11 protein-coding genes are annotated in these 13,481 nt (G+C 40.2%); 3 read left to right on the top strand and 8 right to left on the bottom strand.

The genetic code is table 11. The annotated features are described in order from the left end of the window. The first annotated feature begins 4 nt into the window (after positions 1-4). The 3 genes from pfkC to MSBRW_RS14635 all read left to right on the top strand — a co-directional run bounded on the left by pfkC (position 5) and on the right by MSBRW_RS14635 (position 3,922). Positions 5-1,474, top strand: a complete 1,470-nt coding sequence (gene pfkC / locus MSBRW_RS14645; RefSeq protein ID WP_011306984.1) for an ADP-specific phosphofructokinase — start codon at positions 5-7, stop codon at positions 1,472-1,474. Positions 1,475-1,656: 182 nt separating this feature from the next. After that, positions 1,657-3,093 carry an ADP-dependent glucokinase/phosphofructokinase gene (locus tag MSBRW_RS14640; RefSeq protein WP_011306985.1) on the top strand — a complete coding sequence of 479 codons (1,437 nt, stop codon included), beginning with the start codon at positions 1,657-1,659 and terminating at the stop codon, positions 3,091-3,093. Next, positions 3,071-3,922: a DNA-3-methyladenine glycosylase family protein gene (locus MSBRW_RS14635; RefSeq protein WP_011306986.1), complete on the top strand. Its 852-nt coding sequence runs from the start codon at positions 3,071-3,073 to the stop codon at positions 3,920-3,922. The genes MSBRW_RS14640 and MSBRW_RS14635 overlap by 23 nt, the downstream gene beginning before the upstream one ends. Positions 3,923-4,133: 211 nt before the next feature. Here the strand turns inward: MSBRW_RS14635 and MSBRW_RS22535 are convergent, their stop codons facing one another. The 8 genes from MSBRW_RS22535 to MSBRW_RS14600 form a co-directional block, all read right to left on the bottom strand. After that, the gene (locus MSBRW_RS22535; RefSeq protein WP_011306987.1) at positions 4,134-4,466 is read right to left on the bottom strand and encodes a hypothetical protein; all 333 of its coding nucleotides are present in this window, start codon (positions 4,464-4,466) and stop codon (positions 4,134-4,136) included. Between the two features lie 842 nt (positions 4,467-5,308). After that, positions 5,309-5,437: a hypothetical protein gene (locus MSBRW_RS24085; protein ID WP_329957365.1), complete on the bottom strand. Its 129-nt coding sequence runs from the start codon at positions 5,435-5,437 to the stop codon at positions 5,309-5,311. A gap of 135 nt (positions 5,438-5,572) precedes the next feature. Beyond that, entirely contained in the window at positions 5,573-6,619 is a 1,047-nt protein-coding gene (locus MSBRW_RS14625; RefSeq protein ID WP_011306988.1) for a lysylphosphatidylglycerol synthase transmembrane domain-containing protein, read from the bottom strand. Between the two features lie 170 nt (positions 6,620-6,789). Next, positions 6,790-7,932: a UDP-N-acetylglucosamine--N-acetylmuramyl-(pentapeptide) pyrophosphoryl-undecaprenol N-acetylglucosamine transferase gene (locus tag MSBRW_RS14620; protein WP_011306989.1), complete on the bottom strand. Its 1,143-nt coding sequence runs from the start codon at positions 7,930-7,932 to the stop codon at positions 6,790-6,792. After that, entirely contained in the window at positions 7,904-8,734 is an 831-nt protein-coding gene (locus MSBRW_RS14615; protein WP_011306990.1) for a phosphatase PAP2 family protein, read from the bottom strand. The genes MSBRW_RS14620 and MSBRW_RS14615 overlap by 29 nt, the downstream gene beginning before the upstream one ends. 638 nt (positions 8,735-9,372) lie before the next feature. Continuing rightward, the gene (locus tag MSBRW_RS14610) at positions 9,373-11,418 is read right to left on the bottom strand and encodes an S-layer protein domain-containing protein (protein ID WP_011306991.1); all 2,046 of its coding nucleotides are present in this window, start codon (positions 11,416-11,418) and stop codon (positions 9,373-9,375) included. Positions 11,419-12,622: 1,204 nt separating this feature from the next. Further along, positions 12,623-13,147, bottom strand: coding sequence for a winged helix-turn-helix transcriptional regulator (locus MSBRW_RS14605; RefSeq protein WP_011306992.1), 525 nt, complete (start codon positions 13,145-13,147; stop codon positions 12,623-12,625). Between the two features lie 6 nt (positions 13,148-13,153). Beyond that, a complete protein-coding gene (locus MSBRW_RS14600; protein WP_011306993.1) occupies positions 13,154-13,423 on the bottom strand; it encodes a hypothetical protein in 270 nt (89 codons plus the stop codon). Between the last annotated feature and the right edge of the window lie 58 nt (positions 13,424-13,481).

Here is a 13,481-nt window from a genome sequence, read left to right as displayed (position 1 = left end):
TCAAGTGAATATACAAGAATGGGAACAGCGTCACAATGACGCTTTTTACAATGTCAAAAAAGCCCTTCCTTATCTGGAAGGTATGTTTGTAGCTTATAACAGTAATATCGATGCTATCAAGCACCTTACAGACAAAGAACTGTCTATGCTTATAGGGCTCTTTAATGAGGCTGACGTTCAGGCAAGAGTTGAAACATATCCTAGAGAAATAAAAGAACCTCTTGATTTTATGGCTCGCCTGCTTATTTCCATGCGAGAAGGAAAAGCTGCTGAAATTCCTACTCATACCTCAGATATTCATGAATGGTTGAAAGAGAATCTGGGTTTTGATTATGCACGCATGGGAGGCCAGGCAGGGATAATTTCCAATCTTCTTGCCCGCCTAAGGATAAAAAAAGTGGTGGCGTATATTCCCTGGCTTTCTGAAGAACAGGCAGAATATTTTGTGGATTCTGACAATCTTCTGCACCCTAAGGTAGAAGATGGAAATGTCGTACTTAAACCCCCACGAGAAGCCTTCAAACCCGGAACCGAGTCAAAAGTCAACTGGATCTTTGAGTATTCCAAAGGCATGGAAGTAACCTGCGGTGGAAGAAAATTCCAGATTCCAAGAGATAACCGCCTTATAATCTCCTCCCGCCCCAAATGGATACGTCTTGACATGGACAGAGAAATCTATGAGCACCTGGACTCACTTTTTCCAATTGATGGGGCAATGCTTTCAGGTTACCAGATGATAAAAGAGCAGTACGAAGATGGGTCTACGTATAAGGACTATGTTTCGCATTCCCTGAAAGCTATTGAGAAACTCAAGGCTTTAAACCCTGAACTTCGTATTCATGTAGAACTTACATCCATTCAGAACCGGGTAATCAGAAGGGCTATACTGACTGAAATTGTTGCCAAACATGTTCATTCCCTGGGTCTCGATACCGTAGAAGTGGCAAATGCCCTCAACGTCCTGGGACATGAAGAACTCTCTTATTCCGTGATAAGAAAAGAAGAGACCGGGATAACCTCGCTTTACCAGGGGGCTGTCCAGCTTTTAAAGGACCTGTCGCTTGAAAGGGTCCATGTGCATTCTCTTGGCTTTTACATCTGTATCCTTGCAAAAGGCCATCCTCTTACACTTAAAGAACATCGGGATGCTTTGCTCTTTTCCTCAACCTTAGCCGGTGCCAAAGCTCTTAAAGGAAAAATTGAGAATCTTGAGGGCGTAGAAGCAGGGTTGGAGGTCCCGGTTTCAAGTAAAGGCCTGGAAGACCTGGAGAACTTCAAGGTTTACTGCGTAGGGAAGAAACTCTGTACCCCTGAGGAGTTCGAATACGGATACCTCTATGGGCCTGACCATGATGCGGTTTTAATTCCTTCCAAAGTGGTAGATAAACCCAAAGCAACGGTTGGGATAGGCGATGCGATCTCGGCAGGAGCTTTTGTAGCTATGCTTGCAAGAATGAAGCAGGATCAGGCATGAAAATAAATTCTCTTTGACTTCTCCGAAGTCGACATTTACTTTCCATTCATTTACTTTCCATTCATTTACTTTCCATTCATTTGCCTTACACTTACCTCCCGCATGCCCACCATTCACTTCTCACTTGCTTCCAATTTGCCTTCCACTTGCTTCCTATTCCCATGGATACAGGACCTGATTAGATGAACATACTTTGCGGATATAATGTTAATATAGATTCGGTGTACCGGATCAGCGGGGCCGAGATTTCGGAACTGCTGGATACTTTCGAAGAGGCTGAAATCCTTGACAAAATCAAGAACCCCCCCGGTAAAATCTTTTCGGAATCGGATTTTGTAGCAGGGCTTGCCTACTGTATGAAAAATGGATGTGGGGCCGAGTGGCTTGTTTTTGAGCAGTCCGTTTTCGAGTTTCTTAAAAGCCGCTATTTCGGAAAATCCTTAGTAAGAATGGGAGGAAACGCAGGAATAATGGCAAATGCTCTCTCTCAGCTAGGCGCTTCCAGAGTAATACCGAATGTTGCAGTGCCCTCTAAAACACAGCTTTCCCTCTTCTCAAAAAAGGCGATCTATTTTCCGGAACCCTCCATGCAGAGAACGGAAAACGCAAAGAAAGTGCCTGAAGAAAATAAAGGTGCTTTTTCCAGCAGCCAGGAACCCATACATTTCGTATTTGATTTCTCTGAGGGGGAGACATTTTCCCTGTACGGAACCGAGGTTAGGGTTCCGAGGGAAAACCGCTTCATAGCTACCTGCGATCATTTGAATCTCAGGCTCTTTGTCAACCCTGCGTTTGAGCAGTATGCCCTTCAACATGCCTGCGAACTTGATGGCGTACTTATATCGGGTTTTCATCTCCTGCTTGAGAACTATCCCAATGGCCGCACTTATAAGACAATTCTTGATGATACCTTCTCTCAGCTAAAAAGCTGGAAAACCAAAAACAATAAGCTTCAGATTCACCTGGAATTCGGACATTTTTCGAGTAAAGAAATTGCAAATTCGGTCTTTCTGAAGTTTGCAAAACTTTCTGATAGCCTTGGGATGAATGAAGACGAACTTGCAATGTTTTATAACTTTCATGGAGTTCCCGGAGAGGGGCTTCTGCATATGGAGGCAGGTGCTATATCCAGTGCAGCTTTCAGGCTGGCATCAGGTAATGGGCTTCAGAGGCTCATAATCCATACCAGGGAATTTGTGCTGGCTGTGTTTAAAACCAATTTTGAGTTTAATTCCAGAGCAGTTTCTGAATTTGAAATGGATGAATTCGAAAATTCAATTTTGCAGAGGGCAGCCCGAGAAAAGCTTGAAGCCCTAGAATTCGGAGTCAGGTGTGCAGGCGTGTATGCAGCTTCAGGCAGGCTTGATGGGCGGAAATTTGTGGAAGAGGAAGCTTCGAAACTTCAGGAGAGCCCATTTGGAAGAGAACAGGTTCAAGCTTTCCTTAAGGCTTTTAATGGAAAAACTCTTGGGCAGGGGGCTTATACTTTAAAAGGGAACTATATTATCTGCATGTTGCCTACAATGCTTTCCAGATTTCCCGTAACCACGGTAGGGCTGGGAGATACGTTAACTGCAGGGACTTTTCTCAGGGGGCTTGAGTTGGACGTACAGGCTTAAACCCGAATTTTTTGATCTTAACTATACGCTCGACTGCGGGCAGGTCTTCCGATGGGAGCGAAACGGAGATTGGTGGACAGGGGTTGTCGGAGACCAGGTTATCCGGCTTTCTCAGGACCAAGGGCAACTGATTGTTGATTCAAATCTTCAGCCCGAGTTTCTTACTCGCTATTTCCGCCTTGACGATAATCTGCCTTCAATCTACGAAAGCATAAACCGGGATCTGCTGATCGACAGAGCAATCCGCAAATATCGGGGCCTGCGGCTGATCAGGCAGGACCCCTGGGAATGCCTTATTTCCTATATGCTCTCAACAGCCTCAAGCATTCCCACAATCCAGAAAAGAATCTACCTGCTCAGCCGGTCTTTCGGTCAAGAAATCGAGCCAGGCTATTTCAGCTTTCCTGACCCTGAAACTCTTGCAAATGTCGATCCCGCCGAGCTTGACAAATGTAAGCTGGGCTTCAGGACCCAGAACATAATAGCCGCAGCCGAAGAAGTTGCGTCGGGCGAGCTGGACCTTGACGTGCTTTTCCGCCTGGAATACAGGTATGCGCGGGAACGCCTTATGAGGCTCAGGGGCATTGGGGAAAAGGTTGCTGACTGCGTGCTTCTTTTCGCTTTTGATAAAATGGAAGCCTTTCCAGTAGATACCCACATCAGACAGATCATCCAGCATTACCATATAGATGACAGTTACTTTGAAACCTGCAAAAACATGAGCTGTATGGGGGACTGGGGAAGGGAATATTTCGGACACTACTGTGGGTATGCCCAGGAGTATTTGTATTATCAAAAAAGGATGGAGGGGTTTGTGCAGCTTTATTAAACTCTATATTTTGTCAAAATCAGCATTGAAATAACAGTTAATCTTTGCAATTTATCTCAATCAAAACTAGGAAAATAATAAAAAGTCTCGAAATTTGAGACTTTTCGACTTCTTCTTAATTTTCAAGAACCTCCAAGAGTTTTTTTCAAATTTGGAATTTTTTTCCACGTTCTGAACTATAATCAAAAACCTGGAAAATTATTAAAGAATATTAGTGTCTCCACTTGTTTCCGTCCCACCATCTGTTTCCGTCCCACCATCTGTTTCCGTCCCATCTCCAGTGGTGTCTATCGTCCCACCAGCTATGACCATCCCATCTCCAGTTATGTTCACGTTCATACCAGCTATGACCATCCCATCTCCAGTTGTGGTCATCATCCCACATGTTATGACCATCCCACCTCATATGCGGATGACCTGCAGGACCGCGAGAAGTCGGATGGGGCTGTGCACTTACTGACACCGCTGTCAGTGTTGCTATAAAAAAGACTGCTATCAAAATGGTTACAGTCTTTTTCATTCTGGTAAATGTATGTTCTCCCATTATCTTTATCCCCTTTTATCTTTGCTTATTAATTTTAGCACAATTCAGTGCAATATTATACATGTTGATTTCTCAGTTCACTATCTGCCGGCAGATATGTTTGTTTACCAATAGTCATCTCCCCCATTAATCAACAAGTTTTGGTTTAATTTTCCAGGGTTGTTTCTGATATCGTACTTGATATCGTACTTGATATCGTACTTGATATCGTACTTGATATCTTACTGGTAAATTTATCCCCATATTATATGCCAGTGAAAGTAACTTGAAATCACGCGGCAAAAGAAATAATTGTTCAGAACATATAATCTCTACAGAAATATAATTCAGAATCCAATATTAATTAAAAAAAGATGTTATTTAGTCTGCTTCCCGGATATCATTTCAATGACAACATTTCTAACACACATTTCTCACTAAATTATTGTTTTCTAGTTTCAGGCGACTGCTCATGTATGCCTAAAGTAAAACTCTTTTGGAACGTCGCTTTAGTTAATTGACCTTAGCCCTAAATGTCACATAGTATTCAGGAAATCCAAAAAGAAACAAAACTCCCATATCGACATTCTCATTTTATTATTCATGCATAGGGGTAAAATTCTGCAGATTTCGATTATTGGGTGATTTGAAAAGACTCTAACAGTCTTCTCAGACATCATAAGGTCTAAAAAATAATCTTAAAAGATTTCTTTTTAATTTTTGGAATTGGCAAGAAAGACGTATTAAATAAGGACTTTGGGAAAATCCCATGCTGGTTAATTAACTGGCCAACATGGTACAATCTCGAAACGATATCGATTTTTTATGTCCATTTCCTCAAAAAATCCTGAAATCCAAATCTTTTAATCTGCAAGTTCCGGCGTCCTCAATAATCTCAAAACCTCATTCACGCTCTGATGTACCTGTTTTCCAAGAGAACAGCTCATGAGCCGGTCTTCGAGAAGCCCTTTTGCCGTCGGGTACTTGCGCAGGATTTCAAAGACGTATTTTCCGTTTTCGATATAGCTTTCTAAACCTCAAATTCCCCGTTTTTGATATAGCCTTCTAAACCTCAAATTTTCCGTTTTCGATATAGCCTTCTAACCCTTAAATACTTCTTATTTTCTCTAAGCTTCACTTTGGGGTTGTTTTAGATATTTTTTCACAAGCTCCGTGTCTTTCAGTAACTTAAAACTTACAAATCCTCCGGCAATAATATTCGTATAAAATGTAAAAGCTCTCCATGCTGCCACTGTAATTCCGAGAATATTTGCCGGCACAAAGATTGAAAAGAGGGAAATTGCGGCAAGTTCAGCCACCCCACTTGAACCAGGGGTCAAAGGCATAACTAGAATAATCATGAGTAAAACCTGTACTGCGAAAGAAATGAGTATTGAAGGAGACTGATTAAGACCCATAAGAGTTATTGGAAGTGAGGCAAACTCTGCTATCCAGTATATGACTGTGTATATCAGCCCGGAGTATATGCCTTTACGCCCTTCTGTCAGAAAGATATTCACGCTTGAATGAAACTCATCAATTTCCCTGTCAATCGATCCTGATAATCTCTGTAGTTTGTATCCTATTTTCTTACCACTAAAACGTCCAATCCATCTTATAAGGCAATTTATGACGAGCTTAATAAAGCGAGGTTTCATGGTCGCATATATCATAAGGGCAAAGACAATTATTGAAAGGAGTTCTCCTAGTATAATCACCGCATCCGTTCTGGGATCTGACAGTACGCCACGGAGAAAATATAGCGAAAAAGGTACAGCTAACAGGATCAACAGAGCGTCCAGTATACGTTCTCCTAGGACAACTGCAGTGGCCTGTCCAACAGGCATTTTTTTCTGTCTCAGGAGATGAATTCTCAAAGGTTCTCCACCTATCGAAGAAGGCGTAAGCGCTGCAACAAAAGTGCCGGAGATTACCATTTCTATAGAGGTTTTAAGATCTATTTTATGCCCCAGTGCAGACGCCATTGACCTTATACGCAGTCCCCAGATAACGAAAGAAAACAGGTGGATAACAAGCGCAGCTATTACATATCCAGGCTTGATCTCCCTAACAACTTCAATTGTTGTCTTATCAAGAGTAAAGATGAGAACAAACACTATTGAAATTATACTGATCAAGATTGAGCTTGTTATCCACTTTGTGTGATTTTTCATGAAAACACAATCCGTTAGACCTTATTCAGAATTATTCAATTTCAATATTTAACTTCAATATTTAACTTCAATATTTAACTTCAATATTTAACTTCAATATTTAACTTCAATATTTAACTTCAATATTTAACTTCAATATTTAACTTCCATAGTCCATTACAATAACATAACTATACTTTTTGACTTCTCTTACTGTTTGATTCAAGGAGTTCTTTGAATGTTGCAGTAGCATTGAGGTCTTTAGATAGTTTTTTCATAATTTCAACCTTCTGGTGAATCTTTTCATCCTTTAAAAGCTCTTTTATCGACCGGAGGATCTCTTCTGGAGATGCGCTGTAATCCAAACGTTTACCATAACCTGCAAGGTCTACCACAGTAGCATTACTTTCCTGCTCACTATGGTTTATATCCGGAAACGAAAGCACTGGAACCCCAAAAGTAAGAGCTTCCATTATAGTGCTATGCCCTCCCGGGGCGATTACAAGATCAGAAGCCTTGAGGTAAGGGAACTGGTCATTAATAAAACGCTTGATTGTAACATTTTCTGGAAGGTTTGAGAAAACATCAGGATTTAGGCTCGGTCCCGAAAGGAGAGTGTAATTTATGCTTTTGTCAAGTTTTGCAACTTCGATAACTTTTCTGAATATGGGCTCTCGATATCCAAATCCCCCGATTAAAGATAATACATGGGGTTTTTGTAAGACTTCAGCCTTCACATCATCAAATTTTTTAAGGGTAAGAGGGCCACTGAAAAACAGATTTTTGGAAACCTTCTCTTCAAAAGCAAGATTTAGCCGGCATACGGTATAAGGCATTGGAAAATCCGGAATTACTATCCTGTCAACTCTTCTGAAAATGCAGCTATAAAACTGTTTAATTATTCCGCCCATCGTTCTTAGGGCAATGCCTCCATTTTTAAAGAAAGTTTCCATATTTGACTGATTAACTATAAGATAAACAGGAATTCCTCTGATTTTAGAGGCAACTACTCCTGTAAAATAACTATCTGAAACTACAATATCAGGTTTCTTTTCTTTTAATAAGCTCAGAACCTTAAAAATGCCAAAAACATTCCCGCCTTTTAGGGTGGATATAATTGATCTTTTCAGGTTCAGAGAACCGGATTCACCCACAAGTTTGATTTCCGGAGGTATTTCAACGGTCTTGTATCCTTTTCTCTCGATAAACTCCTTTGAATAACCATATGCTCCTAAATAAACTTCATGGCCTGCAGCCAACAACTCCCGGCCCAACGCGATACCGCGGCTGGTATGACCTAACCCTTCACCGCATATAAAAACGAGTACTTTCATCCTTGAACCTCTTTTTAAAAATTCGAATAGCTACGAAATAAGAAACAAGAGCGAGTATAATCCCACCAATCATATCCGTAATCCAGTGTATGCCAAGATACAGTATTGAAAAAAGGATGAAAATGGTTGTTCCTACTGCAAAAACCTTGTAACGCCTGAGATCTGTCTTAAAAAGTATAAACATCGTTGCCATTACCGAGAGTGCTGCATGCAGGCTTGGGAAGCAATTGTTAAGACGGGGACTACAGATAGTTACTATCCCCAAGATGGCCGGATTCAATTGATATAGCAAAGGGATCACTCCTGGCAATACATGTCCGGTCACATTTACTGGGAAAAATATGTAAAAAACGTAGGCTATCAAATATATAAGTATAAAAGTAATTGTATACTCTTTAAGAGCCTCATCATCTTGGCTAAACAGGAATAATATAAATGTAAAGATCAAAAGGAATGGAAATCCAACCAGATAAACTGCTCCGCAAAAGTATGTCAGCGTTGGATTGGCTATGCTCTGGAAAATACTCACTTTAGTGCCTTCTAGCATCAACATATATCTATCATAATTGAGAGAGGGACTGAGACCCAGGAGGTTTGAAATTTCTCTTTGTGAATCCATAAGTATGAAGATAAATGCAGCCGAAGATACATAAGGTAGAATCTCCAAAATTCCAGGCGACTCAAGGTTTCCATAATAGTATTTGGGCCGAAGAGGTTCCGGCACAAAAATATAATAGCCTGCTGGCACTGAAAATATCAGAGACAGCATTATCATAAAGTCTAATTGATTTGAGGATATCATTTAATGTGCGCCTCAGTGTTTGAATACATTAACCCGAAAATAGATAATTATGAAATATCTCTCACTGTTATTCAATTTATTAGGTTTTTTCCATAGAATAAAACAACTATATATTAATTGTGGAGAAAAAAGCTACAATTATCTTATTCCAAAATTATTTTATTTTTAAATTTTATATTATAGTTATCTATTGTATGCAGGCGACCCACTATTTACTTTAACTAGAATTTTTTTCTCTTACATGATCATTCCACAGTATCGGAATGTAACAGAATTTACTCAGCGTTTAACTTTTTGCGGCGCCTACTGTTGTATCGTGTATTGAACTTCCAAACGTTTTGAATCTGCGAAATCATTTCAGGATACAACATAAATTATGAATCTGCAAAATCATTTCAGGATACAATCCTTAGTTCCCAAATATTAAGCGCACATGTGAGTTATGACACTATATGAGGTTAATTGATCATGATTTTAAAATTCTGTGGCATGGTAATGTGCTTAAATTTAAGCGCATATACTGATATCAAGAAATGTTTATGAGCCTAAAAATGCGGATTTTGGTACACAACAGGCAATTGGAATTTTAGTAATAAATTAAAAAAAGAAGGATTAAGAAAATCCTTCATTCAGAGAATTTATCTGTTCTTCCTGACAATGTAGAAGACTGACAGCAGCCCGAAGATTGCTGGGACAATCTCAAAGCCAGGAGATTTGTTCTTTGTTTCGGTTGTGTTGTTTGCAGTAGCTGATGTATCTGTAGTTGTTTGGGTCTCCATGTTTGTAGGAGTGCTCGCGTTTACATCTGGAGTTTCAGTGCTGTTCACAACTGGAGTTGGAGTAACACTCATGTTATCGGTGACTGTTGTGTTATCGATGCTGGTTGTGTTACCCAGGGTGGTTGTAACTGTTCCGTTACCAAGGGTCTGCTCAACGTATGGGTAGTATCTGAGATCACTGGAGTCGGCGACCTTGAAGTACATTCCCTCTCCGATTTCTTGATCCGAGTCTTTAGTCAGACTGAATGTATCATCATTTGTGATGGTAATGGTTGGACCATTAATGGAAACATCGTTGAGTTTGCCGAATTCATCGTCAGAGTTGATCTTTATTGCGTTTGCATAGTCAATGAGCCAGACACCATCGATCTGTGCAATGCTGTCAACTGCGCCCTGGAATACCTGGTTGACATGTGCCTTCAGGACAGGAACATCGTCTTCGCCCTGCACGTCGTCAACTTTGCAAGTCCAGGTATGATCGCCAGAGTCAGTTGAGACGATCTCGTCATCGACGTATTCTCCTTCCTTGTCGAATTCAAGCCAGACCTTATTACCGTCAACATCGACCTGCTTGGCCTGGAGAGAGTACCCATCACCGAGGTCAAGTGTGTCACCGGTCTTGAGAGTGTACTTGTCGTCACTGTCAAGAACGAGTTTGGCAAGCTTGCTGGCGTCTGTGGATTTCAGCGGGACATACTTCTGTGCAAAGAAGCCAAGAACAGGGTACGTTCCATTGAAAATGTCATCGGCATTATAATCAACCTTGCTTATAGTAGTGCTGTAGTTGAGGCCGTTTTTAGGAATAGTTCTTCCGTTCACGTCAGAAACACTCAGAGTTTCGGTTCCAACATTCTTTTTCAGGTCGTAGAAGAATCCAGCAAAGTTGTCTGAAGTCCAGGTGTAAGGCTGCGTGCCGGAAACAACGGTTCCTCTTACATCATAGGTTCCAGGAGTTGTCTGCTGCTTGTAGGCATAGAACCTGAGATCATTGGAGTCAGCAACCTTGAAGTATAACCCTTGCCCGATTTCCTGATCCGAGTCTTTAGTCAGACTGAATGTATCATCATTTGTGATGGTAATGGTTGGACCATTAATGGAAACATCGTTGAGTTTGCCGAATTCATCGTCAGAGTTGATTTTTATTGCGTTTGCGTAGTCAATGAGCCAGACAGCATCAATCTGTGCAATGCTGTCAACTGCGCCCTGGAATACCTGGTTGACATGTACTTTCAAGACAGGAACATCGTCTTCGCCCTGCACGTCGTCAACTTTGCAAGTCCAGGTATGATCACCAGAGTCAGTTGAGACTATCTCGTCATCGACGTATTCTCCGTCCTTGTCGAATTCAAGCCAGACCTTATTACCGTCAACATCGACCTGCTTGGCCTGGAGAGAGTACCCATCACCGAGGTCAAGGGATTCGCCGGTCTTGAGAGTGTACTTGTCGTCACTGTCAAGAACGAGTTTGGCGAGCTTGTCAGCAGCGTTGGACTTCAGTGGGATATACTTGTCTGCGAAGAAGCCAATCACACTGTAGTTGCCCCAGTCGACATCTTTATTCTCGTATTCAGCTTTTCCGATTGTTGTCTTGTATACTAAACCGTTATCTCCTATAGTCCTGCCAGAAGTACCAGCAACGTTCTTAATGGAAAGAGACTCGGTTGTCACATTGTTGTCAATGTCGTAATAGAATGCTGCAAATTTGTTAGCATCCATTGTAATAGCTGTATCGTTACCGTATGCAGTATTTGCAAGGATGTCGGTTAAACTTGAGCCATTGTACACAGGGCCGCGGATCTCAACTGTACTCGCTGCTGAGGTTGTATTATCATCAGCCATTGCGGCGGATGCAAATACAGTCAGAAGCATGAGAGCTGCCATTGCACTGGCTACAAATCTCTTCATTTTGTTGTTTCCTCCATATTTGTTAAAATCTATTATATGTAAGAAGAATCATCGGGATCAATAATTTAAGGCTGTTCACTATTCTTCATCAATCCGATCTATTTATTACGTTTATTGTCGAAGATAGTTTCGTTTCTCCTCATCCCGAAAATTGGTTTACACCGTTTTATAAAATGGTGTCTTATAAATCTCTTTTGGTCCTCTATTTAGATATTCGGAGGAAACTTTTCCTATTTCCGATATGCTCCAACGAAATCTTAAAATTTAACTCTATATCTATTTAAAATTTTGATTATTCGAATATTGTACTAATGTTCGACGATTGTACTAATATTCGAATAATGTACCAGAATCGTTATTATGTCTAATGAAGACTGAAAACTGAAGGTTATTGTGGTGAATGATCGGGATCAACACTACAAAATATTTCAAACCTTCCTCCCTAGAAGAATGTGGCGGAACCTTCTTCCATAGGAGAATGTGGCGGGTTTTCCAAGTTTCTTCCATGTTTCCCGCCACCATAAATAATTTCAATTTTTGCTCAGTAAGCGTAAAAGTTTCGTCTATTTTTATTCGGTTGATTTTTAAAAACGTATAATTCAGCGGACTTTTTGATAAAATTTACCTTCATTATTCAACATTCTTTTGTAAGTGTATCTTGAAGCTGGTGTATCTATCATCAAAGTTAACTAAGCAGGATATCTCAATCTAGTGCATCGATTCTAAAATAAATACATAATAAAAAAATAATTGCAGCTTATGACGCAAATATTATTTTAAAGTCAGATGGAATTCTGTAACATGGAAAATGCAACCGGTCGCAGAGTGATTCGATCTGGATATTACAACCACTGAAACCACTGAAACCACGGAAAGCACAGCAGAAGCACACCTTTACTACTTATTTCCGTGTCTTCCGTACTTTCAGTGGTTGTCAAAAGTTCATTTCGGACATAATTTGGAATCAATATACTAGTTTAAAACCAGTGAAAAAGGACCCATATAATGAGACTAACTCAAAATTTTGATCGCCTAGCAATACATGCTTGATGTTTTCCTTACGTTACCTACAACATGGTTTGTGATTCCGTTTAAATGCCATATTGAAGGTTTCTTAAAAAAGTGATAAGTTTTCTAGAAACGAATGGCTAGAAGCTGTGTTTCTCATATTGGAATAATAGCAATCAAACGATGGACGATCAAATTATTTAGAGTTCTTGAATTCCCACATTTCTATAAAACCGTCAACCAGAGTATCGAGAAAGCTTTCTTTGTAGCATATAAGGAGTTCTGCAATCGCGGAAGGATCAATGACTGTGAATTTACTTATCCTGCCGGTTTTTTCCCTTTTAATTATTCCGGCTTCTACAAGTTTGTTCAGGTTCCAGGAAACGGTTGAAGGAGAGAGACCAACAGCTTGAGAGATTTCTTTGTTATTCATTTCCGGATTATTGAGGAGCTGAAGAAGGATATGCCTGCAACCAGATCTTCTTAAGAAAGACATTATTTTTCTCTCGGTTTCGTTTAAGCTCCTGTCTTTTACGAAATAACGTACATAATCTCCATCATTCAAAGCCCTTATCAGATTTTTCTTTTCCATATATTGAAGGTGGTACTGCAGGTTGCCAACTACCATCTGCAGCCTCCGCTCAAGTTCCCGGAAGTGAATACCAGGAGATTTTTTAATTTGTTCGTAAATTCTTCTTCTAGTCTCTAGTTCGAATTCCATTTTACCTTACTCTTTTGTTACCATGGAAAGAAAAAACAATGCAAGAACTACGAAATTTAGTAGACTTCCCCAAATTTCGGGATATTCACCTGCTTGAGGGAAAAAAATATCTGCTGCATCCAGAAAATTCATCGCCGAATAGAAAAAAAATGCTAAAGATAAAATAAAAAGTTTCTTTCTACGTTCTCGACGATATGCAAGATGGGAGATAACAAAAAGGATTAACGCTAATAAACTTGATACAAGTTGGATTATTTGATCGGGTTCAGTCATCATAGACTTTAGTTGCCTCCATCAACGCATTACATTAAATCAAACGTTAAGATGTCAAGTT

This window comes from Methanosarcina barkeri str. Wiesmoor (assembly GCF_000969985.1).
Classification (GTDB): domain Archaea; phylum Halobacteriota; class Methanosarcinia; order Methanosarcinales; family Methanosarcinaceae; genus Methanosarcina; species Methanosarcina barkeri_B.
Note: the sequence above shows the minus strand (reverse complement) of the source record. Positions and strands in the feature narration are given on the sequence as shown.

What these genes read in the sequence shown, in the direction of transcription:
- MSBRW_RS14605 (WP_011306992.1), bottom strand. Translation starts at nt 13,147, where the DNA reads ATGGAATTCGAACTAGAGACTAGAAGAAGAATTTACGAACAAATTAAA.
- MSBRW_RS14640 (WP_011306985.1), top strand. Translation starts at nt 1,657, where the DNA reads ATGAACATACTTTGCGGATATAATGTTAATATAGATTCGGTGTACCGG.
- MSBRW_RS14620 (WP_011306989.1), bottom strand. Translation starts at nt 7,932, where the DNA reads ATGAAAGTACTCGTTTTTATATGCGGTGAAGGGTTAGGTCATACCAGC.
- MSBRW_RS14610 (WP_011306991.1), bottom strand. Translation starts at nt 11,418, where the DNA reads ATGAAGAGATTTGTAGCCAGTGCAATGGCAGCTCTCATGCTTCTGACT.
- MSBRW_RS22535 (WP_011306987.1), bottom strand. Translation starts at nt 4,466, where the DNA reads ATGGGAGAACATACATTTACCAGAATGAAAAAGACTGTAACCATTTTG.
- MSBRW_RS14600 (WP_011306993.1), bottom strand. Translation starts at nt 13,423, where the DNA reads ATGATGACTGAACCCGATCAAATAATCCAACTTGTATCAAGTTTATTA.
- MSBRW_RS14625 (WP_011306988.1), bottom strand. Translation starts at nt 6,619, where the DNA reads ATGAAAAATCACACAAAGTGGATAACAAGCTCAATCTTGATCAGTATA.
- MSBRW_RS14615 (WP_011306990.1), bottom strand. Translation starts at nt 8,734, where the DNA reads ATGATATCCTCAAATCAATTAGACTTTATGATAATGCTGTCTCTGATA.